Source organism: Companilactobacillus kimchiensis (assembly GCF_001438805.1).
GTDB classification, from domain to species: domain Bacteria; phylum Bacillota; class Bacilli; order Lactobacillales; family Lactobacillaceae; genus Companilactobacillus; species Companilactobacillus kimchiensis.
Genome location: NZ_JQCF01000022.1, coordinates 1 through 23,889, shown reverse-complemented (window position 1 = coordinate 23,889; position 23,889 = coordinate 1). Strand labels below are relative to the sequence as shown.

Here is a 23,889-nt window from a genome sequence, read left to right as displayed (position 1 = left end):
GATTTTCTCCTTAGATATAAATCATTTGAGTTTTTGATTTTAATAGTTTGTTCATTAGTTTTTGAGGCAACTGATCATTGGTGATGATGTAATCAATTTGATTTAGATTGAGAACTTTAAAATTATGTTTAACGTTAACTTTGCTATTATCGAGTAATAAGACTAATTTTTTCGATTGCTTACGAATCTTGGCCTTGTAATCAATATCGTCTTCATAGGCATAATAGATACCATCTTGATCAATTCCAACACTGCTGAGAAAAGCATAGTCAAACGTATAGTTTTCCAAATCTAAACAGGGACGAGTCCCAACGACACAACGTTTTTCAGCATCAAGATTTCCGCCCAAAATACGCGTCTTACAAGCAGAATGGCGTAACATTTGGTCAGCAATGTCCAGGGAATTAGTGACCGCAAATAAATTAGGATTAGTCAAAAATTTGGGCATAAATTCTACAGTTGTCGAAACATCTAAGTAGATTTGTGTAGCCTGTTGAGCGAAAACTGCGGCTCGTTTAGCAAGTTCTTTCTTGGCATTAACGAAGTCATCACTACGTTTTAAATAATTGTCTAATTTTTTAAAAGTATCAGGTAAGCTGATGCCACCATAGTTTCTTTCTACTAAGTTGTTATCAGATAATTTAACAATGTCACGCCGAGCCGTATCGCGAGAAGAATTGGTTAAATCAATGATCTCTTTTAGACTGAGAGTCTGTCGTTCTTGAAGAGTTTTTAATATCAAATCCAAACGTTCTTTTTGCATAAGTTATACCATCCAAATAAGCTACTTTAATTTATAAATAGATAATAGCTTATTTTGACTTAAAACACAATTATATAAATATATATATTTATATAAACTTGGCTGTCAAGTCTAAATTTAAGTGATAAGGTCAGCTTTATATATTTTATATAATTAATAAAGAAAAAGGGCTGATATACTTATTTTCGAAAGAAGGAATCACTTATGAAAAAAATAATTTTTGCTTCAATTATGGCCTTATTTTCAATTTTTGAAACTACTAATTCTGTTTCAGCAGCGCAGACAATATATACAAGTATGCCCAATCAAGATGATACATATTACCAACCTTTCAAAAACGAATTACAAAAATTTAATGTCGATTTGCAAGGAAATGCCGATGATCAAGATAAAATTATTTCCTTAGATACTAACAAAACTAATTATAAAACGCTCGATTTTAACTACCCTGATATTTGGATTCGTGATGTTGCGCCGGTGGTCACGACGAAGATGGTTAAGTTTAGATATGCACCCAATTATTTGAAGAAATCTGATAGCCGTTATCTAAATAATCGTTTTAATAAATTTCTTAAAGGGAGATATAATTATCGGAAATCTGATTTGATTTTGGATGGTGGAAATTTGCAATGGAACGGAGATCAGACAGTGATTTTAACTAAACAAGTTTTCGATGATAATTCTGATTGGACTAAACAAGAGATAGTTGACGAATTAAAAGATAAATTGCAAGTTAGGAAAGTGATTTTTATCTCGAAGGAACCAGGTGACGTTCTTGGACATAGTGATGGTATGGTTAAGTTTATTGATAGAAAGAAAATATTTATCAACGATTTTAGTTATGAACCCGGTTTTTTGAAAAAAGTTGAACAGCAAATTCTAAAACAAGAACCAGATATGAAGTTTGTAGTTTTGCCATCGTCTTATACCAGCAAAGGTCAATATGACAAAAATATTGCTTCCGCCAAGGGCTTGTATATCAATATGTTGGAGACTAACCAAGTGATTTATTTTCCGATGTATGGATTGAAAAAGGATCAACAAGTTTTGAAATTAGTTGAAAAACAAACTGATAAGAAAGTTATTCCAATCAATGTTGCGAAGTTATCAACACTGGGTGGCTCCATTCACTGTATGACCTGGGATGCACCAGATAAATTTGCCTTGTAAAGATAGTATTAAAGAGCCAATGGTTTTATGGATGGTTCGCCAAACTTTCTAAAAGTGTCTTTCATAGTCAAGAAGTATTGTCAGCAATCATCCCTTTTAAAAGATAAATCACCGGTAAATCTGACGTTCAAGTCAGGTTTATCGGTGATTTTTTTGGTCGCAAAACGGCAATCTATCAATAATAAGGTAGAAAAAGAATTGTTTTTAAGATATACCATTTTTTGTCCATACAGTTTCTAGATATTTTGATTATTTAATAATCTGATTGACAATAAACGATGCATCCGCTTACAATTATATTAATAAGTTTATTTTTTATTTAGCCAACTACCAATTTTTGTCTTGAAAATAAAGGAGAATTAAATTATGGCGACTCCAATGGAACTGCTTGAGTTTGATTATATTAATCCAATTAAATGTATCTACCATCGTCCAATTGGAAAGAAATATGTTGTGCCACATTGGCATGAAGCAATTGAAGTTTCATATATTGAAAAAGGTAATCCCGGGACCATGAAAATTGATGATCAGGAATATAACTTGGAAGAAGGAGACATTTATGTGATCAATTCCCAATTGATTCATAGTTTTGATACGGTAATAACTAATAATCAAAGAATTGTGACGTTGTTAATAAACTATGATTGGTTACGACATTGTTTACCTCAAATGATCAGACATAAGAGTTTTGCTCTAATTAAGGCGCCAAAAAAAGACAGTCAATTGGCTGCCTGTAATGAATTAAAGAAATTAATAAATGATATTAAAGATTATCAGAATCAGGATAATACTGAAGAAGATCATTTACATCAATTATCAATGGCAATCGAATTTATCAGTATCCTAGTAAAAAACTTTACAGTTGATAAGGAACCAGAACATGAGATTCCTGAGGTTATTTCAGAAATAATTGAAAAATTTCATAATGAATATCAAGATGATATTCAATTGTCAGATATGGCCCAGATATATAATTATAGCTATGCTTATTTTTCAAAACTTTTTAAAAAATATTTGGGTGTTTCACCAAAAAAGTATTTGACCCTTTTGAGAATTCAAAAAGCAGCTGAATTGATTGAAATAAACGATGATAAGTTTGTTAAAATTGCTGCTGATACTGGTTTTCCTGATGAGAAAAGTTTTTATGCTGCATTTAAAGATAAGTATAAGCAGACACCGTTGGAATATCGAAAACGGGTGCAAGTTTTACCTAATTAATTGCGCAGGTTACTCCAGTTGTATCAATCTCTAGTTGAAGGACTTCCCATTGGGGGAAGTCCTTTTTTAGTTCCTTAAAAGATTTTTGAGAAATAAGTTCATCGCTAGTAATAGCCATCATGGTTGAACCACTACCACTAATGTACATTACCGCTGCATTATTCTCACAGATTTGTTTAACCCGATGATAGTCGGGGATGAGTTGACTACGGTACGGTTCGTGCATTTTATCAACAATGGCTGTCTTGATCAGAGAAAAATCTCCGATTTCAAGAGCTTTTGATAAAGCAATCGCATGTCCCATTTGGTATGTGGCAGTTTGATATGTCATCTCTTGAGGAAGAATTTTACGAGCCTGATCAGTGTTGACAGTATAATTGGGAATTATTGCGATGAAATGTAAATTATTTGCTAATTCAAAAGGGACCGTTTGCACGTTATGATCATCATCAATAAATGAGGCCATCATTTTGCCAAAGATAGCTGGGGCAACGTTATCCGGATGTCCTTCTACTTTTGTCGCTAATTCTAATAATTGAGTTTTAGAAAGCGGCTGACCGAACCAAGCGTTAGCACCTGCTAAGCCAGCAACAATACAAAAGGCAGAGCTACCTAGACCGCGAGAAATTGGAATATTATTTTGAATAGTTATTTTAATCTTAGGAATGGGACGTTGAAGAAAATTACAAGCAGCTACAAAAGATTGATAGATCAAATTATGGCTATTTTGAAATCCCTCCGGACAACCACTAATGGTAAGCTTTTTGTCGCTGGGTTCGAATAAGACTGTTGAATAAAGTGATACGGCCAAACCTAAACAGTCGAAACCAACACCGATATTGGCACTAGTTGCAGGGACTTTAATTTCTATCATAGAAGACATCCTCAACTTTCGTTTTGACATAATTTTCCATTTGATCTTTTGCAATGACGTCAGTATGTAAAATGGGAAGCTCCCATACTTTGGCCAAGTTAGTAGGGATGGGAATCTTGGTAAATGCGGCCAATTTTTGCATAGCTGAGAAATCATCATCAGGAACAACTGGCAGAATTGAATCAGCTACAACACGAACAAATTTATACGGACTGGCAGTACTCAAGAGAATCATGGGTGTTTTATCGCCGCTCTTTTGGTAATCACGCATAACTTTATAGCCGACCGCAGTATGTGGATCCATTAGATAATGATCTTTTTGATATACGGTAGCAATGGAATCTGCGATTTGTTGGTTCGTACAATAACCACAATAAAAGTCATTGTGAATCCGTGATAAAACATCAGGAGACACTTTATAGTGGCCATTTTTTTCTAAGTCAACCATCAATTTCTTAACGTAAGCAGTGTCTTTGTTACTCTTGTAATAAAGTAGACGTTCAAAATTACTGGATATTTGAATGTCCATACTAGGTGCAAAAGTCTGCAAAAAGGGAATATTACGATTATAAATACCGCTATTAAAAAAGTTTGTTAAAACATTGTTTTCATTACTGGCAACAATAAATTTATTTACTGGTAAACCCATTTGCTTAGCATAGTAACCGGCCAAAACATCACCGAAGTTACCAGTGGGAACAGTGAAATTAACTTTTTCTCCGAGCTGTAATTTATTTTGGTCAATCAATTGCATATATGCTGAAAAATAATAAACTACTTGGGGAATCAAGCGTCCAATATTGATGGAGTTGGCACTTGAAAGACTGATATGAGAACCGAGTTCTTGTTGGAGATGTTTATCATTAAGAATCTTTTTAACATTGGTTTGTGCATCATCAAAGTTTCCTTTGATAGCGGTGATTTCGGTATTATGACCAGTAGTCGTCTGCATTTGCAATTGTTGAACTTTGCTGACTCCGTTGTGTGGATAAAAGACGGTGATTCCCATTTTTTTGAGATTTTTAAAGCCCTCTAAGGCAGCTTTACCAGTGTCACCACTAGTAGCAGTCAAAATCATAACTTTATCTTCAGGAGTTAGGACATGTTTCATTAATTGGGGCAACATTTGCAGTCCAACATCTTTGAAAGCACTAGTTGGTCCGTGGAACAGTTCGAGAACATGAAAATTATTAACGGAGATCAATGGAGTTATTTTTGAACTGTCAAAACTATTGTCATAAGCATGGTTGATACTTTCAGCAATTTCGGCCTCGGAAAAGTCAGGTAATAATTTAGTTAAGATGATTTGGGCAAGTTGTTGGTAATTTAAATTACGTAATGACTTTAAATCAATTTTTAATTCTGATAGTTCCGGATAGACGAAAAGACCACCATCATCAGCAAAGCCTTTTTTTATTGCATCTTTAGCGGTGATTTGGATCTGCTTATTTCTGGTACTTGTATAGTTTGTATTCATAGGTTATAACTCCTTGCTTTTGGAATATCTATATAGTAAACTGTTCATAAATTAAAAACAAGTGTTTAGTAATAATGAACACGAGCAAAGATAAAGCAGGAGGTTAAACCTATGAAAATTGCAATCTTAGGATTCGGAACAGTAGGAAAAGGCGTATATGAAATAGTTAAGAAGGCTAACGTACAGACGCAAAACCTCTCTGTAAGCCACATCTTAATTAGGAAAAATAAAACTCGTCTTTTACCAGAAATGACTGATGACATTAATCAAATATTAGATGACCAGGAAACTGATGTCGTTGTAGAGGCCATTGGTGGAATTGAGCCAGCACATCAATATATCTTGGCTGCTCTAGAGCATGGAAAGCATGTCATTACTGCCAACAAAGCTGTGATAGCAATCTATCTGAAAGAATTTACTGATGCAGCTGAGGCTAACAATGTAAAATTTTATTTTGAGGCCTCTGTTGGTGGCGGTATTCCGTGGATTCAAGGTTTGGAGAAAGCACTGCGGATCGATAATGTTAATTCGATATCAGGCATCTTTAATGGAACAAGTAATTTTATTTTGGATCAAATGAGTCGCAATGGTGAAACTTTTGTAAAGGTTTTGAAGAAGGCACAGGAATTAGGCTATGCTGAGGCCGATCCTAGTGCTGATATTGATGGCTATGATGTCGCTAATAAATTATGTATCAGTGCAGACATCGCATATAATATCGATATTAAAGACCACCAAGATTTACCTATCTTTGGAATTAGAAATATTACTTGTTCAGATGTGAAGTATTTTCAACAAAAAGGATTTTCGGTTAAGTTGATTGGTCGTACTCGGCAAAGTGGTAATAAATTTGATTATGCAGTGGAGCCTGCTTTATTTTTGAATCGAACATTGGAAGCCAATACACCTGACAATTATAATTTGATTTCTCTGAATGGTGATACTATTGGCAAACTAGACTTTTTTGGTCAAGGTGCTGGAATGTTGCCCACTGCTAATGCAGTTATTCAAGATATTTTGGATATCAAGGAACAAAAGAGTCATTTGAAACGTAATTTTGATAAACGGATGGAATATTGTCCTGAATTAACTAAAGGTAACTATTTAGTTCGTTCTAAGACTGATGTACGGGGTTTACTTAAAAATTATGAGCTTTCACAAGAAGGAGCATATCTGATGGTTCATCAAATTCCCGTTGGTGAGATGCATCAAATTATGAAAGTAGTCCTAAAAGCAGACAAATCGGCCTTTATGGTCAATGTGCCTAGTCAGGGGGCCGTTGCCTAATGAAAGTAGCTAAATTTGGTGGCAGTTCGGTAGCTGATGCAGCACAGTTTAAGAAAGTAAAAGCTATTATTGAAAGTGACACAGCAAGAAAGATTGTTGTCGTTAGTGCAGCTGGAAAAAGTAAGCAAGAACCAGTTAAAATTACTGACATGCTGATAAAACTAAAGGATAAAATAAATCATGAACAAAATTACCAGCAACAATTTGCAGAGATTAGTGAACGATTTATAGAAATTAGAAATGAACTTCAATTAAAGATTGTTATTGAGAATGATTTACAGGAGATTGAAAATAATTTAAATAATTGCTCATATGATTATTTGATTTCACGTGGTGAATATCTAACCGCTAAGTTAATGGCTGAATATTTAGGATATTATTTTTTGGATGCGAAGAATATTCTGATTTTTAACGGAAATGAAATCAATTATTCCGAATCAGCACAGCAGATCCAGGAAATATTAGTTCAATATCCACGAGTAGTCGTCCCAGGATTCTACGGAGCAAATGGGGACGGCTCAATTCACCTGATGCCCAGAGGTGGTAGTGATATTTCCGGCTCAATTCTAGCTAACTTAGTAGATGCAAAATTGTATGAAAATTGGACTGATGTTTCTGGAATATTGATGGCTGATCCTAGAATCGTTGATCATTCAAAAAAGATAGACGTTTTAACATACGATGAATTACAAGAACTTTCGTATATGGGGATTGGTGTTTTTCAAGATGAGGCAGTACGTCCCGTGAGACAAAAGCAAATTCCTACTAAGATCCTTAATACCAATCATCCAGAAGAAGGTGGGACTTTAGTAGTTGATACAGATGACAAGAAACTTGACGATCGAGTTATTACTGGAATCGCAGGTAAGAAGAATTATACGGTGATAACAATCAAAAAATATCAATTGAATAAACATATTGAAACTTTACAAAAAATCTTGTCAATTTTTCAAAAACTTAAGGTGTCGATCAATTACATTCCTTCTGGAAATGACGGGTTTAGTTTTCTTTGTCAAAGCCATGATATTGGTAATAAGCTCAATGATATTATTGATGAATTGAAGCAAACATGTCACTTAGATTCAGTTGAAGTAAATAGGAATATTGCTTTAGTAGCAGCCGTTTCATTACAATTGAGCAAACGTCCAGCCATTGCTGGTAAAATATTGAATTTTCTAGATGATAGTCTGATTCATGTCAGATTTGTTTTTCAAGAGGGCAGTGACATTAAGGTTGTTATTGGAGTTTCTAATAGTGATTATGAAAAAACAATTGCCAGAATATACCAAGAATCCTTAGATAGTCGTTTCAAAAAAATACCCGCATAAAAAAAACTTCATCAATTGGAATTGTTAATTTCCGATTGATGAAGTTTTTAGTTTAAAATTATTTTTCGTTATTTTGATTAGTATAAGTTGTCGAATGCTCCAAAAAAGCTGCGTCATCGGGGTCTGCTCCGACACGCTTGTCAGCATCCAATTTAGCAATTTGTTCCATTTCTTCGAGAGTTAAATCGAAGTGATAATTGAATAAATCAATATTTTCAATAATACGGCTCTCGTGAATTGATTTAGGAATAATGATCTCACCACGTTGAATGTGCCAGCGCAAAACTACTTGGGCTGGTGTTTTTTGGTGTGCTTCAGCAATTTCTTTGATAACAGGATTGTCGATGACTTTGTTCAAACCACCACCAAGTGGACTCCATGATTCATGAGCAATGTTCTTAGTTTGAAGATATTCATGTAAATCAGTTTCCTGTAGATATGGATGTGTTTCGATTTGGTCGACCATTGGAGCAATTGTTGCAGTTTTCATCAATTGTTCGATGTGATGAGCCTTAAAGTTTGAAACTCCAATAGCTCTAATTTTACCGTCTTTGTAAAGGTCCTCCATGGCACGCCAATTCTCTTCGAATCCAGGAGCAGGCCAGTGAATTAGATAAAGGTCTAAGTAATCTAAACCTAATTTTTGTAATGAATCATTAAATTGAGCAATTGTTTCATCGTATCCACGAACATTATTCCAAACCTTGGTTGTGATGAAAAGATACTTACGATCAATACCAGATGCTTTCAATGCCTTACCAACAGCTGCTTCATTGTCATAAAAACTAGCCGTATCAATATGTCTGTATCCAGCCTTAAGTGCTGCTTTAACACTATCCTCGACTTGACTATCATCCATTCTAAAAACGCCTAGTCCCACTTGGGGAATCATAACGCCGTTTGCTAATTCAATATAAGGAATATTTGTTGCCATAAAGTTACCTCCTATTTGATTTCATTTCTATTATAGTCCAATGTTCATCTCTCCATTTGTATAAAATTTGTATAAATAGTGTAAAAGTTATAATTGATTATTTTACAGAAAATAAATAATTAATTTACATTCCTTTGTTACTCTAAGATTGTTCAAATAAAACAGAGAAAGTTGGGAGTTATTTATGAAAAAAGGGCGATTATTAACCGCTTTTCTAGGGGTATTTTTGTTACTTACGGGAGTTCTAGCAGGTTGCTCATCAAAGAGTTCAGCATCTGAAAAACCAGGTAGTGCCAGTGATAAGGAAATTACAATGGTTTTCTATCCAAATGAATCCGCAAAGAACTTTACTGCATCACGTAAGGCTTTACAGGATGAATTACACAAGGCAACTGGTAAGAAAGTTAATATTCAAACAACTACAGATTACAACGTAGCTATTGAAGCAATTGCATCAGGTAAGGCACAACTTGCTTTCATGGGTGCTGATGGATACATTCAAGCACACGCTCAAAATGCCAAGGTAGAACCTTTACTTCTTCAATCAGGTCCCGAAGGTACAACTAAAGGTGCTAGTTACCGTTCATATCTAATGGTTCCAAAGGATAAGGCCGATCAATATAAAAAAGACGGTAAGTATAACATTGACAAGATCAAAGGTGAAAAGGCCTCATTCGTTTCAACTAGTTCAACATCAGGATTTGCCGTACCAACAGATGAAATTCAAAAACACTTCAAATTAAAGAATAAAGATGAACTATCAGAAGGTGGAAAATTCTTTAGCAAAGTTCTTTATGGTAGTACTCACCCAGGTTCAGCAATTAACTTATTAAAGGGTGACGTTGATGTTGCAGCCTTTGATGATGGAGATCTAACACCATTCTTAAAGGTTACTGAAGGTAGTTATGACAAGGTTGGTTCAACATTTACAGTTCGAGATGATGCCGACGCACCATTTGCTGAATTTAAAGGCAAGCAATTAGTAAATATTTCAGTATTACCTGTACAAAATGGACCTTTCGTAGTTAATACCAAAGCTCTAAGTAAAAAAGATACCGATGCAATTACTAAACGTTTTACTTCAAAAGAAATTACAGAAAACAAAAACCTATTCTCTGATGGAAAGAGTAAAACTCCTACATTATGGCAAAAGAAGAGTGATAAGACAATTCTTCTAAAGGTTGACGATGCATGGTACAAACCTACTCATGAACTTGTTGGTAAATAAAAGAGGTAGCTTATGTTAGAGGTTAAGAGTTTAGAAAAAAGTTACGAAAAAGATAAACCGGCATTAACGGATATTTCCTTTGATATTAAACCAGGAACATTTGTTGCCATTATCGGTCCATCTGGTGCTGGTAAAACTACTATTTTAAGAAGTTTGAATCAATTGATCAAAGATGATGGTGGTCAAATTCTTCTGGATGGTCATGATATTAGAACGGCTAATAAAACTGAGTTACGAAAATACCGTCGTCAAATTGGAATGGTTTTCCAAAATTACAATTTGGTGGAACGTTTAACTGTGATTGAAAATGTTTTACATGGTCGTTTAGGTTATAAATCCACTTTAGCTGGTGTTTTTGGTAGATATACTCAAGCAGAAAAAGAAGAAGCTATGTCACTATTAAAGAAAGTTGGTTTAGAAAACTTTGCCTTACAAAGATGTTCTGAACTGAGTGGTGGTCAAAAGCAACGGGTTGGGATTGCACGTTCTTTAATTCAACACCCTAAAGTTATTTTATGTGATGAACCAATTGCTTCACTTGATCCAGCTTCAGCTCAAAATGTAATGGAATTACTGAAAGACTTGACTGAAGAATACAATCTGATCTGTATTGCCAATTTACATCAAATTAATATGGCAAAAAAATATGCTGACCAAATTATTGGTATTCGTAAGGGACATTTAGTTTTTGATGAAAATGCTGATATGTTGTCAGAAGATATTTTGAAGACCCTTTATGATCAAGATATTACAAAGGAGCTTGAATAATGCAATCTCCTGTAAAGTATTTATCACGCAAAGGATGGCATCAGACAGCAATTATCGCAATTATTGGCGGTATCTATGTATTCGGTAGTTGGATTTTAAATTTTGATAATTTGAATGGATTATTAGCTATACCAAAGGCTTTTGCATGGTTAGGGGTTAATTTCAGGCCCAATGCTAATACGATGGAATATTTACCAAGAATTTTACAAAAGTTGATTCAAACAGTGCTATTAGCTATTGCCTCAACAGTAGTGGCAGCCATTATTTCGATTTTTGTAGCCTTACTAGGATCAAAAGTGACAGGCATAAATGGTTTTGTCCAGACAATTGTCCGTGGAATTGCTTCATTTTTTAGAAACATTCCTTTAGTTGCATGGTCTATGATTTTATTGTTTTCATTTAAACAGAGTGATTTCACGGGATTCTTGGCATTACTTTTAATGTCAATAGGTTACTTGATTCGGGCTTTTATGGAAATTATCGAAGATGAAGCAAGCGAAACTATGTTGGCTTTGAAGGCTACTGGTGCGAGTTATTTTCAAGTTATTTTCCAAGCAGTTTTGCCACAAATTTTACCTAGTATTCTTAGTTGGATTCTCTATATGATTGAAAATAATGTCCGTGATGCGACTTTGGTTGGGATTCTTACTGGTACAGGAATTGGATTTATTTTTGATATTTACTATAAGAGTTTCAGATTTGATGCAGCAGGAATGACAGTATTAGCAATTATCTTCGTAGTTATTGCACTAGAAATTATTTCAAATCAAATTAGGAAGGTGATCCTATGACAGATAGCGAAAGCGTACTTCAACAACCTAAGACACCTAAGTCTCCTGAGATTAAATTACATGAGAAAAGTCTTTCTAGAACAATGATCATCGTGGTTTTTGCTAGTTTAGTTTTAATTACTGGTTATACTTTGACACATTTGGATACTGCCGGAGTACAAATAAATGTTGCTATTAAAGAATTGATGACAACTATGAATCAAATGTTTTTACAGCCTAATGCAGGAACTGATGGGTTACCACTATTACTGCAAGCATTAGGTAGTAGTGTGATTCTTTCCATATTAACGACAATTATTGGAGCTGTTTTCGGATTTTTGTTTGCTGTTCTAGCCTCAAAAAATCTAACTAATGCTTACCTGGGTGCAAGTATTAGAGTGATTATGGCTGTCGTCAGAGCAATTCCAACAATTATCTGGGCACTGATTTTCTCAATTGTCTGTGGACTAGGAACAACTGCGGCAATTCTAGGTTTGAGTTTTCACAGTGTGGCTTATCTGACAAAAGCATATTCAGAGAGTATCGAAGGTATTGATGAATCAACTATTGAATCATTGAAGGTTACCGGAGCAAAATTTTGGGTAATTGTCTTTCAAGCTATTTGGCCAACTATCGTAGCATCGTTCGTTTCTTGGACTTTCATTCGTTTAGAAATTAACTTTGCAAATGCCATTGCTGTTGGTGCTGCCGCCGGTGCAGGTGGTATTGGTTATCAACTGTTTGTTGCCAGTGGGATGAGTTTTGATTTCCATGAAACTGGTTTTATCGTTTATATGGTTGTTTTAGTAACATTTGTACTTGAGTTTATTGCGGTCAAAATAAGACGTTTCTATTTGAGCCGTTAAGTTAGTTAGGGAGAAAATTTTATGATTGAAGCAGTTATTTTTGATTGGGCCGGAACGACCGTTGATTATGGAAGTTTGGCACCAGTTATCGCATTTAAAAAGGCGTTCAAGAATGCCGGTATTGAGTTGAGTGATGAAGATATTCGTCAAGATATGGGTATGGCAAAATGGGACCATGTTGGTAGAATCTTAGAGCTTGAGGATGTTAAAAAGCAATGGGAACAAAAGTATTCTGAATTGCCCAATAATAATGATAGAAAAAAAATCTATGCCGATTTTCAACAATCTTTACTTCATTATTTAAAAGAGTATACAGAGTTAAAATCCGGGGTATTAAAAACATTTAATTATCTTAAAGAATATGGAATCAAAGTTGCCACCACTACTGGATATACTGCAGAAATGATGAAAATTGTTAAAGATAAGGCTGCAGAAGATGGCTATGCTCCAGATTTAGTTGTTACATCAGAAGATGTTAATGGCTTAGGTCGTCCATCCCCAGCTATGATCCAATTAATCATGCGAGAATTCAATATTAGTGATCCTAGAAATATCATCAAAATTGGAGATACTTTGGTTGATATCGAAGAAGGTCAAAATGCTGGCGTTAAAACAGTTGGGATAGTCGAAGGTAGCAGTTTGCTGGGATTATCACAGGTTGAATTTGATGAATTGGATAACGAAGAACAGATTGCTAAACGCAATGAGGTAAAACGTAAGTTTGAAGCAGTAAATGCTGATTTTGTAATTGACAGTATATTTGATTTAGTTCAAATTATTGAATACTTAAATGAATCGATGGATAAAAAATGGTAGAAAAATACTTACTCTTAACACCTGGTCCTTTGACAACTAGTGAAACAGTAAAAAAAGCAATGGACTTTGATTATTGTACTTGGGACGATGATTATAAGAAGATCACTCAATCATTCCGTCATTCATTATTAGAAGTTGCCAAGGTATCAAGCGATGAATATACAGCAGTACCAATTCAAGGTAGTGGCACTTATGGGGTAGAATCAGTTATTAGTTCAACTGTATCTGCTGATGATAAATTGTTGATTGGAATCAATGGAGCCTACGGAAAACGTATCAGTGAAATGGCTGATATTTATGGGATTGATCATGTAGATTTAGTAGTTGATGAAAGAGCACCAATTACCTTGGAACTAGTGAAGGAATATTTAGATAAGTATCCTGATATTACTCACTTTGCTATGATTCATTGTGAAACGACGACTGGTATTATTAACCCAATTGATGAAATTATTCCGTATGTTAGTGCACATGGAATCGTAACAATTGTTGATGCTATGAGTAGTTTTGGTGGTGTTCCAATTAATGTTAAAGAAGATAAAATCGATTATCTAATTAGCAGTTCTAATAAATGTATTCAAGGTGTTCCCGGTTTTTCATTTGTGATTGCTAGAAAAACTGTTCTTGAAGCTACAAAGGGTCTGGCAAGAACTTTGTCACTTGATTTGTATGATCAATATGCAGAGATGGAACGTAACAATGGCAAGTGGAGATTTACTTCACCAACCCATGTGGTACATGCTTTCTATGAAGCTCTTAAAGAGTTGAAAGAGGAAGGTGGGGTTGAAGCTCGCCATCAACGTTACGTGAATAATCAAAAACATTTGGCAACGGGAATGGAAGAGTTGGGATTTAAGGTTTTAATTGATGAAAAATATCAATCACCTATTATCACCTCATTTATTTATCCAACCGCTGAATTTGATTTTAATGAATTTTATCACGAATTAAAAGGTGATGGCTTTGTGATTTATCCAGGTAAAATTTCTCAAGTACCAACCTTTAGAATTGGTAATATTGGAGAAGTTTATGATGAGGATATCACTAAATTACTTATTGCCATCAAAGAAATTATGAAGTAAACAAAAAAACAATCGGCAGATTATTACGCCGATTGTTTTTTGTTTATTTATTAGTATGTGTATTTAATTTAAGTACATTAGCGATGGTTTTATAATATCTGAAATACAATAGTTCGCAACACTCCCACCAAGCACCGGCTAGTAAGGCACTACCTATAACATCACTAGGAAAATGTCCATGTAAGTAAACTCGAGAAATAGCGACTATGATCAACCAGACGATTAATAAAAAAGTGATTGTTTTTCTAGTAGCTTGGCTTTTTAGATAAGGTAGGACTAGAAATATCAAGGTTAGAATGACTAAGGTAGTTCCAAAAACGTGTCCACTAGGGAAACTGTATCCTGAAGCAGGGATTATCTTTCCTAAGGGGCGTTGTCTTCTAACGGTGATTTTGACTAGGAAAGAAATAATATTCCCACTAAGTAGAATAAAGCCAATCCATATGCTAGAGTCTTTTTTGCCATTTAGAAAAAGAACTAACATAATGATAACCAGATAGATAACATCCATAATTGGACTTCCAAGGGAAGTGATGGTTGAAAATATCCTGGTATTAACAGGGGATACAAGGTTGCCAAGACTATTTTGAATTGAATGATCAATTCCTAAAATTAATGAATTATTAGTTATTATCATTAGCTCTAATAGAAAGAAAGCAAGAACATAAGCGATAGAGAGCCATTTTCTATGATTATTTTGTTTAAATATCAAAATTAAACTCCTTTGAATAAAAAACAATAAGATCAATTCTTATCATTTACTCTAAGCATTGATTGTAATATTATTTTTATAACATTTACAGTAAATTATATGAAAACTTAAAAGATATTTAATTACACAAAATAATTAACTCCTGGATTGCTTTAATGATATAATCAAATTTACAAAAAGGAGGCTTAAAATGCTCACATTAATGGCAGCCAATTCTAGTAGTACTGCACCTGTATTGATAGCAATTGGGGTGGCAATTTTAGTTATTATTTGGTTATTCATTAAAACTGGGATTGCCTTATTACATCATCCAATCATCGGAATTGTTTTAATACTATTGGGTGTTCTGGGGTTATGGAATTATCTCATCATTGGAATCGGAGTAATTGTTGGTGGGATAGTTTTCTTAGTCATTTCACAATTTTTTAATAATTGATAAAACCAAAGTAAGGCGAAAGCCTTGCTTTTTTAGTTGGTTCAAAAAATTGTTTTTCTGAAAAATAATAATTATTATTGTGTCGAATATATGGAGGTCATCTTATGTTAGCAATAATTATTGGTTTAGCCATTGGAATCGGATTGCCTATCCAGACGAGTATCAATTCACGCTTAAAAACGTCAGTTGGTTCGCCATTCGTGGCATCATTGATATCCTTTACTTTGGGAACAACTTTTTTGGCTATTATTACTTTAATCGTCGATAAATCGCTATTCTTTCCAGTAACGATTATGCTTAAACAACCATTGTGGCTTTGGCTAGGTGGTGTTTTTGGCGTTATCTATTTGACGGCTAATATTCTCTTGTTTCCTAAATTGGGAAGCGTTCAAACAGTTATTATGCCTATATTGGGTCAAATCATAATGGGACTATTGATCGATGATTTTGGTTTATTTAAATCTTTAGTTAAACCTTTAACACTTACGAGAATTCTGGGGGCAATACTTGTCCTAGTGGGTGTGATTGGTTCAGTTTCAATAAATGAAATAATTAATAAACGACATGATAGAGTTTTGGCGACAACGACTGTTCAAAACAAAACGTGGCCTTTCAGATTAATGGGTATTTTAGCAGGGATGTTTAGTGCAAGCCAGACAGCTATCAATGGACACTTAGGTGTTGTTTTACAATCGACTGTTAAGGCGGCTTTTGTATCTTTTTTCGTTGGCATTGTTGTTTTGATAATAATAGTTGCTACTTTACACCCACAGATCAAATTGTTAGCAGTCAATGGTAAAAATCCTTGGTGGATGTGGATCGGTGGTTTGATTGGTGCAATATTCGTCTTGGGAAATGTTTATTTAGTACCAATTATTGGGACTGGTTTAGCCGTAGTAATTGTTTTAGTGGGCTTAATTACCGGGAGTCTTTTGATAGATCAATTTGGTTGGTTTGATTCAAAAAAGAATCCAATTACCTTTGCACAAATAATTAGTTTGCTGATTATGATTAGTGGTGTGATCATAATTCGAGTTTTGTAATTATAGATTAAATTATTAATAAGATTAAATGTTTGATTTTTTCTCAAAAGTATTCGATGATAACGTTTGCAAGCGGTTTAATATAATTCTACAAATTGTCAATTGAAAATTTTAAGAGGGAAAGTGCAAATATGACAAAAATGATAGCTGGACAAGCATTAGTAAAGGTTCTCGAAGACTGGGGCGTTGATCATATTTATGGTGTACCTGGTGGTTCAATTAACCATACTGTTGAGGGACTTTATCTAGAAAAAGAAAAGATTAAGTATATTCAAGTTCGTCATGAAGAAGTGGGAGCTATTGCGGCATCAGCTGATGCTAAGTTTACAGGTAAGATTGGTGTCGCCTTTGGTTCTGCGGGTCCTGGTGCCACTCATTTGTTTAATGGTCTCTATGACGCCAAAATGGATCATGTACCTGTTTTAGCCTTAGTAGGACAGGTTCCACAGGAAAATATGAATACTAATTATTTCCAAGAAATGGATGAGGGACCAATGTTTGAGGATGTAGCAGTTTATAATCGTACTGTTACTACTGCTGAACAGATTCCTTATGTGATCAATCAAGCTATCCGTGAAGCTTATCGTCAAAATGGTGTTGCAGTAGTTATTTTGCCAGAAAACTTAACCTCTGATGAAATTGATTACACACCAACTAAAACACCTAGAATTGTTAAAAATAATTATTCTCAAACAATTGATCCTGATGATGTTACTAATACTTTGAAACTACTTAAATCGGCGAAACATCCTTTGATTTATGCTGGTCGGGGATTATTAGGTGCTAAAGATATTTTGACTAAATTTTCAGAACAATTTAATATTCCGGTTATGAACACAGTAGTTGCAACCGGAGTAATTAGTACCGATCATCCTAACTTTATTGGGACTTTTGGTCGTTTAGGAAGTAAATCAGGTTTTGAAGCTTTACAACATACCGACCTTATTTTATTCATAGGTTCAGAATTTCCATTTGCTAGATTTTGGCCAGAAGGAGTCAAAATTATTGATGTAAATAATAATCCTTATGATATTGGTAAAACGGTAGATGTTGATTATGCTGTAATCGCTGATGCTAAGAGTTATTTACAGGCATTGATCGATACTAAAGAAACCCTTCCGGCTGGAACTTGGTTGAAAGCTAATCAAGAAAACAAGGCTAATTGGGATAAGTGGTTGGTTCAACGCGCCAAGGATGATAGCACAGGTTTAAATCCTGAAACGGTGACTGCTAAGATGGCTGAACTTGCAGGACCTAACGATACCTACGGTGTTGATACAGGGAATGTTTCTGAGTTTGGAGTACGTGGTTTGCCAATGAATCATAATCAACGTTTTGCATTGTCAGGTTTATTCGCTACTATGGGCTTTGGCTTACCTGCCGGACTTGCCGGTGCTTTGAGTGTGCCTAATGCTCAGGCCTGGACTTTGTCAGGTGACGGTGGTTTCTCAATGGTTGCTCCAGATATTATTACTGAAGCTAGATATGGATTACCAGTTATTAATGTAGTGCTTTCCAATGAGAGACTTGGTTTTATCTATTACGAACAAGTTGCTTCAAAACAACATCTATATGGAGTTGATTTGACCGGTGCTGATTGGGCTAAAGTTGCTGAAGGACTTGGCGGTATTGGTTTCACGGTCACTTCAATTAAAGATACCGATGAGGTCTTTGCCAAAATTAAGGAATTACAAGCTGCTGGTAACAAGAAACCTATTGTTGTTAATGCAGTGATCAAACAGGAAGATCCAATTGCCACAGCCTTTATGCCATTAGATGCTAAGTTATATGGTCAAGGGGCAGTTGATGCTTATGCTAAGCAGTATCATATTGATCCTAAAGAACAACCAGCTTTAGGACAACTTTTAAGAGCCCAAGGTGATAACGACTAGCTTTTAAGGAATTGAACTATATTATTATTTAGTAAACAAGTAAAATAAAAGACGAGATAGAGTTTATCCCGTCTTTTTATTTTGTTATTAAATGAGGAATTTTATATGTTAATCAATAGTATGAAAGCATTACAAGCAGCGATTTCTACGAAGGAAAATGAATTTGAAGTGGTCGATGAGGCCTTTGATTTTTGTGATGAGATTCATCAGGCACAGGTTTCAGGTAGTGGAACAGATTGGTCAATTACCGCTACTAATGGCTGGATGGCCATATTCACTAATTTTAATCACAGTATTCATCGATCATTTATGAAACAAGCAAAACGTGATCGTGAAGATCTACAACATATTATTTCAAAATCTTATATTATTAAGAAAACTGATGTTGACGATAAGTACAAATTGACGCTAAGAAAATAAAACAACCTGCACTCACAAAATTAATGTGAAGGCAGGTTGTTTTATTTTTAACCAAAGTTTCCAGAAACATAATCTTCAGTGGCTTGCATCTTAGGATTAGTGAAAACATTAACAGTCGAATTATACTCGATAATGTGTCCTAAATGTAGGAAAGCAGTATAGTCACTGATACGGGAAGCCTGTTGCAAGTTATGAGTTACGATAACTATTGAATAATCTTTACTCAAAATTTTTAAAGTTTCTTCGATTTTTGATGTTGAAATGGGATCCAAAGCACTGGCGGGTTCATCTAATAGAAGAATATCTGGCCGCATAGCAATTGATCTAGCGATGCAGAGACGTTGCTGCTGTCCACCAGAAAGAGCTAAGGCACTTTTGTTAAGATCATCTTTGACCTCATCCCAAAGGGCAGCACTTCTTAAACTCTGTTCCAAACGTTCCTCTAAGTCAGCCTTTTTAGTAATACCAGCATTTTTTAAGGCAAAGGTAATATTTTCACGGATTGATTTAGCAAATGGATTTGGACGTTGAAAAACCATGCCAATATGTTTTCTGACCTCATAGACGTTTATTTTGGGTGAATTAATATTAACATCTCGATAATTAATTTCTCCATCTACTCGAGCCACTTTATCGTTCATTCGATTCAAACAGCGAAGGAAAGTTGATTTTCCACATCCGGAAGCTCCAATCAAAGCTGTGATTTTGTAACGAGGAAAGCTTAAATTGGCATCAAAAATGGCATGATTGTCACCATAATAAACTTGTAGATTTTTAGTAGTTAAAGCCTTTTTTTCAGTGATATCGGTTATATAAGAGTCAGTTAAATTATATTCTTTCAACTATAAGGACCTCATTTCGTAGCAGTAATTTTTTTGTAAAGTTTATTACCCAAGAAACGCGCTCCTAGGTTGAAGAGTAAGATAACAATAATCAGAACAGCTGAGGATGCACTAGAAATAGCATGAGCATCAGGGGTGACACTCTCAGTATTAACTTTCCAAATATGAACCGCCAAGGTTTCTGCAGGACGCATTGGATTTAAAAAACTGGTTGCTGAAAAAATATTCCAATTACTATAGTCTACGGTTGGAGCACTTTGACCGGCCGTATAAATTAAGGCGGCGGCTTCACCAAAGATTCTACCAGCACTTAAAATTAGTCCGGTTAAGATTCCTGGTAAAGCAGCGGGCAAAATGATTTTGGTAGTTGTTTTCCAATTAGATAAACCGAGGGACATTCCGGCTTCTCTTTGCAAATTAGGTACGCTGCGTAATGATTCTTCAATATTTCTAGTCAACAGGGGAAGATTGAAGAATGTTAAGGCGATGGCTCCAGATAGAATAGAGAAACCTAAATTTAATTTGATAACAAATAGTAAATAACCAAACAAACCAACAACTACGGAAGGCAATGAACTCAAAACTTCGACACTGGTTCTGATCAAATCAGTAAACCAATTGTCCGAGGCATATTCGGATAGGTAAATTCCAGCTCCTAAACCAATTGGCAAGGACACGATGATTGTTAAAACCAGAAGATATAGTGAATTAAAAAGCTGATCCCGAATACCACCACCGGCACTAAATGACTGTGCGGCTGATGTAAGGAAGTGCCAGGAAATATCAGGTACACCATTAAAGAGAATATAACCCAGAATGGCGATTAAAATTAAGATGACCGTTGCTACTAATGTGTAAATGACACCAGTAGCTAGATGGTCCATTTTTTTTGCATTCATTTAGAAACGACCTCGCTTTCCAATGAATTTAACGAGCATATTGAGGATAAGAGACATTAATAGTAGGATCAAAGCTAATGACCAAAGGGCATTGTTAGGCAAAGTACCCATAACGGTGTTACCAATATCAGTAGTTAACTTACTTGTTAGAGTTGATGCGGGGGAAATTAAGTTCTTAGGCATCAAGGCAGCGTTACCAATAACCATCTGAACAGCTAAAGCTTCACCAAAAGCACGGGCCATACCAAAGATAATGGCGGTCAAGATACCAGGAGTAGCAGCACGAAGGACTACTTTGTAGATGGTCTGCCATCTAGTAGCTCCTAAAGCAAGTGACGCTTGACGGTAATAGAGTGGTACTGATTTTAAGCTGTCAACAGATAACGAGGTAATCGTTGGTAAGATCATAACGAAAAGCACTAGAGTACCAGATAAGATACCAAATCCAGTACCACCAAAAATACTTCTGATAAAGGGTACAATAACTGATAAACCGATAAATCCATAAACGACAGAGGGAATACCAACTAATAATTCAATAACTGGTTGGAGAATCTTACTACCATTTTTGCTAGAAAATTCAGCCATAAAGATGGCAACACCTAAAGCGAAAGGAGTAGCAATGACGGCAGCCAATAAGGTAACGCTAAACGAGGTTACGATCATTGGTAAAGCCCCAACGTCTGGGCGTCCCTGTGCGTTAATCGAACCAGGATTCCAATTAGTTTTGGTTAAGAAATCAAAAACATTAACGTGGTCTTTAGTGAAGGTGGCTAATCCTTTAGAGGCAATAAAGTAAAGGATACAAACCACTAGAAGAATGATTAAACTGATGCAAAGATAACAAATTCCCTTACCAAAATAATCTTGAAAGGTGGCCTTGGATTTCGTTTGTAATTTTTTTTGAATATCATCCATAGGGAATCACTCCTGTATATTAAAAAAAGAACCTCGACCAAAGTAGGCAAGGTTGAAGTTCTTTTTAATTATTTATTTTGAACTAACTGTTCCTTTAGAATCCTTTTGGACTTTCATATTATGGATACTAATGTAACCCATATCCTTAACTAATGAGTCTTGAACATCTTTTGAATTCATATAATCTAGGAACTTAGATGTAGCACCGTCGGCCTTGCCATTAGTGTACATATGTTCATATGACCAGATTTTCCATTTGTCTGATTCAACATTTTCGTCAGTAGGTTTAACGTTGTCGATTGAGATTGATTGAATCTTGTCAGTAATGTATGAGAATGCTAGGTAACTTACGGCACCAGGTGTACTTTCAACAATCTTTTGAACAGTACCATTTGAATCTTGTTCTTGAGATTTAACAGCTTCAGTACCTTTTAGAACTGCTGCTTCAAAAGTTGCACGAGTACCACTACCTTTAGCACGGTTAACAACGGTGATCTTTTCGTCTTTACCGCCAACTTCTTTCCAGTTAGTGATTTTACCAGTGAAGATTTGTTTTACTTGATCCATTGATAGGTTTTTAACATTAACATCTTTGTTAACTACCGGTGCCATACCAACTACGGCTACTTGATGATCAGTTAACTTCTTAGAATCAATACCTTGTTTCTCTTCAGCAAAGATATCTGAGTTACCAATGGTAACTGACTTATCTTGGACTTGACTTAGACCAGTACCAGAACCACCACCTTGAACGGTGATATTAACTTTACTGTTCTTCTTTTGGAAGTTACTTGCGGCTTTTTCAACAAGTGGTTGTAGAGCAGTTGAACCAACTGCTGTGATTTTGCCTGAAGTTTCACTACTAGTGCTTTTTGATGCTGAGCTGTCCTTACTGTTACCACAACCAGTTAAGACAAGTATCAAGGCAGCGAAACTTAATACCAAGGAAATAATAGTTTTCTTTTTCATTTCTAAAACCCCTATTCAAATTCGTATTGAGAGAATCATTTACTGAACACTTATAAAGATAAAGGGGTGGTGTATATATATTGTTTATTTAATGTAAATTTTTTGTAAAGTTGTGAAAGAAATATACATTTGCTTTGTAAACTAAACCTGCAAGGGAATCGCTAAACACCCTAATATAACAACATTTGTATTTGTATATATTGAAATATAATGGACGAATTAGGCAATGTAAATGACCCACCTTATTTACATTGTTATAATCAAAATGTGATGTGGCTGTAGTTAGTGTTGGTTTCAAGAAGTTGTTTCTAAAGATTTCTTGATTTTTAGTATTGTAGTAGTTTCAGCCCTTGCAATATTAAATGACGGAAAGGAAGTAGAGCAAATGCAACCGCTAGTATTATTAAGCAATAAACTACCGCTTTTTATTGAAATTAATGGTTATTTCAATAAACAAGGATGGTTTATTCGCAACATAACTGATCCAAAAGATATCGAGAAGTTGGTTGATAAAGAGGGCATTGCTGGATTACTTTGGGATTTTTCCACAACTGACATAAATCAAACATTAAAAATACTAAAATCATTGAGAAGTAAAATCTCTGGCCCAATAATAATTTTGGCACCAGCTAAAGAGAAAAAAAGACGATCACTGTTTTACAACATTAATATTGACAGCTTTATCACTAAGCCGTTTGAATACCCTGAATTAGTCGCTAAGGTAAAGCAGTTGTTCTGGGTTTATGATAAGTTTTCAATTTCAAAAGAATCACCGCACGTTTCTAACCAAGCACGTAAGAAGGAAACTGTTAAATATAATGACATTGTGATTGATTTTAAACATTACCGTGTAACACATAATGGCTATGATCTGGGTTTAACCCCAAAGGAATTCAGTTTATTTTGGTATTTGGTACAGCACCGTGGAAAGGTAATGAGCCGAGATCAGTTATTAGAAGGTGTTTGGGGCTATGATGCTGCTGGATCTAGTCGTACAGTTGACATTCATATCAGTCATTTGCGAGACAAGTTGGATGAAAAATCCAAATCAAAAAATTGTATAAAAACTGTTCGAGGCTTTGGCTATGTTTTAGATAATAAATATCCACTTGTTTCTGAAAAATAAAAAGGTAGTTTATTCGTGAGTTTGGTTCTTTACCAAGTGTGGCTGTGCAAC

General features: G+C 35.0%; 24 protein-coding genes. 15 read left to right on the top strand and 9 right to left on the bottom strand.

Features of this window, described 5'->3' with window-relative positions:
• Positions 1 to 10: 10 nt before the first annotated feature.
• Positions 11 to 763, bottom strand: a complete 753-nt coding sequence (locus IV57_RS09760) for a DeoR/GlpR family DNA-binding transcription regulator (protein ID WP_057881334.1) — start codon at positions 761 to 763, stop codon at positions 11 to 13.
• 204 nt (positions 764 to 967) lie between these two features.
• On the opposite strand from IV57_RS09760, the gene IV57_RS09755 reads away from it, so the two are divergent.
• Complete coding sequence (locus tag IV57_RS09755; protein WP_057881333.1) at positions 968 to 1,933, top strand: agmatine deiminase family protein; 966 nt, start codon at positions 968 to 970, stop codon at positions 1,931 to 1,933.
• Positions 1,934 to 2,299: 366 nt separating this feature from the next.
• Positions 2,300 to 3,151, top strand: a complete 852-nt coding sequence (locus tag IV57_RS09750; protein ID WP_057881332.1) for an AraC family transcriptional regulator — start codon at positions 2,300 to 2,302, stop codon at positions 3,149 to 3,151.
• Here IV57_RS09750 and thrB read toward each other — a convergent pair.
• Both thrB and thrC read right to left on the bottom strand, forming a co-directional pair.
• Positions 3,144 to 4,025 (bottom strand): homoserine kinase, encoded by an 882-nt coding sequence (gene thrB / locus IV57_RS09745; RefSeq protein ID WP_057881331.1) that lies wholly within the window; start codon positions 4,023 to 4,025, stop codon positions 3,144 to 3,146. The genes IV57_RS09750 and thrB overlap by 8 nt on opposite strands.
• Complete coding sequence (gene thrC, locus IV57_RS09740) at positions 4,012 to 5,502, bottom strand: threonine synthase (RefSeq protein WP_057881330.1); 1,491 nt, start codon at positions 5,500 to 5,502, stop codon at positions 4,012 to 4,014. Before thrC ends, thrB begins: the two co-directional genes overlap by 14 nt.
• A 111-nt stretch (positions 5,503 to 5,613) precedes the next feature.
• Here thrC and IV57_RS09735 point away from each other — a divergent pair, with 111 nt between their 5' ends.
• Together IV57_RS09735 and IV57_RS09730 are read left to right on the top strand one after the other, a co-directional pair.
• Complete coding sequence (locus IV57_RS09735) at positions 5,614 to 6,789, top strand: homoserine dehydrogenase (protein WP_057881329.1); 1,176 nt, start codon at positions 5,614 to 5,616, stop codon at positions 6,787 to 6,789.
• Positions 6,789 to 8,117: an aspartate kinase gene (locus tag IV57_RS09730; RefSeq protein ID WP_057881328.1), complete on the top strand. Its 1,329-nt coding sequence runs from the start codon at positions 6,789 to 6,791 to the stop codon at positions 8,115 to 8,117. The genes IV57_RS09735 and IV57_RS09730 overlap by 1 nt, the downstream gene beginning before the upstream one ends.
• A gap of 58 nt (positions 8,118 to 8,175) precedes the next feature.
• Here the strand turns inward: IV57_RS09730 and IV57_RS09725 are convergent, their stop codons facing one another.
• Positions 8,176 to 9,051 (bottom strand): aldo/keto reductase, encoded by an 876-nt coding sequence (locus tag IV57_RS09725; RefSeq protein ID WP_057881327.1) that lies wholly within the window; start codon positions 9,049 to 9,051, stop codon positions 8,176 to 8,178.
• Positions 9,052 to 9,235: 184 nt separating this feature from the next.
• Here IV57_RS09725 and IV57_RS09720 point away from each other — a divergent pair, with 184 nt between their 5' ends.
• From IV57_RS09720 to phnW, 6 genes are read left to right on the top strand one after another with little or no spacing between them, the layout of a single operon-like run.
• Positions 9,236 to 10,279, top strand: a complete 1,044-nt coding sequence (locus IV57_RS09720) for a phosphate/phosphite/phosphonate ABC transporter substrate-binding protein (RefSeq protein ID WP_057881326.1) — start codon at positions 9,236 to 9,238, stop codon at positions 10,277 to 10,279.
• 12 nt (positions 10,280 to 10,291) lie between these two features.
• Positions 10,292 to 11,047: a phosphonate ABC transporter ATP-binding protein gene (gene phnC / locus IV57_RS09715; RefSeq protein WP_057881325.1), complete on the top strand. Its 756-nt coding sequence runs from the start codon at positions 10,292 to 10,294 to the stop codon at positions 11,045 to 11,047.
• The gene (locus IV57_RS09710) at positions 11,047 to 11,838 is read left to right on the top strand and encodes a PhnE/PtxC family ABC transporter permease (protein WP_057881324.1); all 792 of its coding nucleotides are present in this window, start codon (positions 11,047 to 11,049) and stop codon (positions 11,836 to 11,838) included. The genes phnC and IV57_RS09710 overlap by 1 nt, the downstream gene beginning before the upstream one ends.
• Positions 11,835 to 12,683 (top strand): PhnE/PtxC family ABC transporter permease, encoded by an 849-nt coding sequence (locus IV57_RS09705; RefSeq protein ID WP_057881323.1) that lies wholly within the window; start codon positions 11,835 to 11,837, stop codon positions 12,681 to 12,683. The genes IV57_RS09710 and IV57_RS09705 overlap by 4 nt, the downstream gene beginning before the upstream one ends.
• Positions 12,684 to 12,704: 21 nt before the next feature.
• Positions 12,705 to 13,499: a phosphonoacetaldehyde hydrolase gene (phnX, locus tag IV57_RS09700; RefSeq protein WP_057881322.1), complete on the top strand. Its 795-nt coding sequence runs from the start codon at positions 12,705 to 12,707 to the stop codon at positions 13,497 to 13,499.
• Entirely contained in the window at positions 13,493 to 14,581 is a 1,089-nt protein-coding gene (gene phnW, locus IV57_RS09695) for a 2-aminoethylphosphonate--pyruvate transaminase (RefSeq protein ID WP_057881321.1), read from the top strand. The genes phnX and phnW overlap by 7 nt, the downstream gene beginning before the upstream one ends.
• A 43-nt stretch (positions 14,582 to 14,624) precedes the next feature.
• Here phnW and IV57_RS09690 read toward each other — a convergent pair whose 3' ends face one another.
• The gene (locus IV57_RS09690; RefSeq protein ID WP_057881320.1) at positions 14,625 to 15,293 is read right to left on the bottom strand and encodes a phosphatase PAP2 family protein; all 669 of its coding nucleotides are present in this window, start codon (positions 15,291 to 15,293) and stop codon (positions 14,625 to 14,627) included.
• A 190-nt stretch (positions 15,294 to 15,483) separates the two neighbouring features.
• Between IV57_RS09690 and IV57_RS09685 the strand changes: the two genes are divergently transcribed.
• The 4 genes from IV57_RS09685 (at position 15,484) to IV57_RS09670 (ending at position 19,084) form a co-directional block, all read left to right on the top strand.
• A complete protein-coding gene (locus tag IV57_RS09685) occupies positions 15,484 to 15,729 on the top strand; it encodes a hypothetical protein (protein WP_057881319.1) in 246 nt (81 codons plus the stop codon).
• 104 nt (positions 15,730 to 15,833) lie between these two features.
• Positions 15,834 to 16,772, top strand: a complete 939-nt coding sequence (locus IV57_RS09680) for a DMT family transporter (RefSeq protein WP_057881318.1) — start codon at positions 15,834 to 15,836, stop codon at positions 16,770 to 16,772.
• 131 nt (positions 16,773 to 16,903) lie between these two features.
• Positions 16,904 to 18,664 (top strand): thiamine pyrophosphate-binding protein, encoded by a 1,761-nt coding sequence (locus IV57_RS09675; protein WP_057881317.1) that lies wholly within the window; start codon positions 16,904 to 16,906, stop codon positions 18,662 to 18,664.
• A 105-nt stretch (positions 18,665 to 18,769) separates the two neighbouring features.
• On the top strand, positions 18,770 to 19,084 hold the full coding sequence (locus IV57_RS09670; protein ID WP_057881316.1) for a hypothetical protein: 315 nt from the start codon (positions 18,770 to 18,772) through the stop codon (positions 19,082 to 19,084).
• Positions 19,085 to 19,131: 47 nt separating this feature from the next.
• Here the strand turns inward: IV57_RS09670 and pstB are convergent, their stop codons facing one another.
• The 4 genes from pstB to IV57_RS09650 all read right to left on the bottom strand — a co-directional run bounded on the left by pstB (position 19,132) and on the right by IV57_RS09650 (position 22,712).
• Positions 19,132 to 19,926, bottom strand: a complete 795-nt coding sequence (gene pstB / locus IV57_RS09665) for a phosphate ABC transporter ATP-binding protein PstB (protein WP_057881315.1) — start codon at positions 19,924 to 19,926, stop codon at positions 19,132 to 19,134.
• Between the two features lie 11 nt (positions 19,927 to 19,937).
• Complete coding sequence (gene pstA / locus IV57_RS09660; RefSeq protein ID WP_057881314.1) at positions 19,938 to 20,825, bottom strand: phosphate ABC transporter permease PstA; 888 nt, start codon at positions 20,823 to 20,825, stop codon at positions 19,938 to 19,940.
• Complete coding sequence (pstC, locus tag IV57_RS09655) at positions 20,826 to 21,743, bottom strand: phosphate ABC transporter permease subunit PstC (protein WP_057881313.1); 918 nt, start codon at positions 21,741 to 21,743, stop codon at positions 20,826 to 20,828.
• Between the two features lie 72 nt (positions 21,744 to 21,815).
• On the bottom strand, positions 21,816 to 22,712 hold the full coding sequence (locus IV57_RS09650; RefSeq protein WP_057881312.1) for a phosphate ABC transporter substrate-binding protein PstS family protein: 897 nt from the start codon (positions 22,710 to 22,712) through the stop codon (positions 21,816 to 21,818).
• Between the two features lie 319 nt (positions 22,713 to 23,031).
• Between IV57_RS09650 and IV57_RS09645 the strand changes: the two genes are divergently transcribed.
• Entirely contained in the window at positions 23,032 to 23,838 is an 807-nt protein-coding gene (locus IV57_RS09645; RefSeq protein WP_236704355.1) for a response regulator transcription factor, read from the top strand.
• Positions 23,839 to 23,889 lie beyond the last annotated feature (51 nt).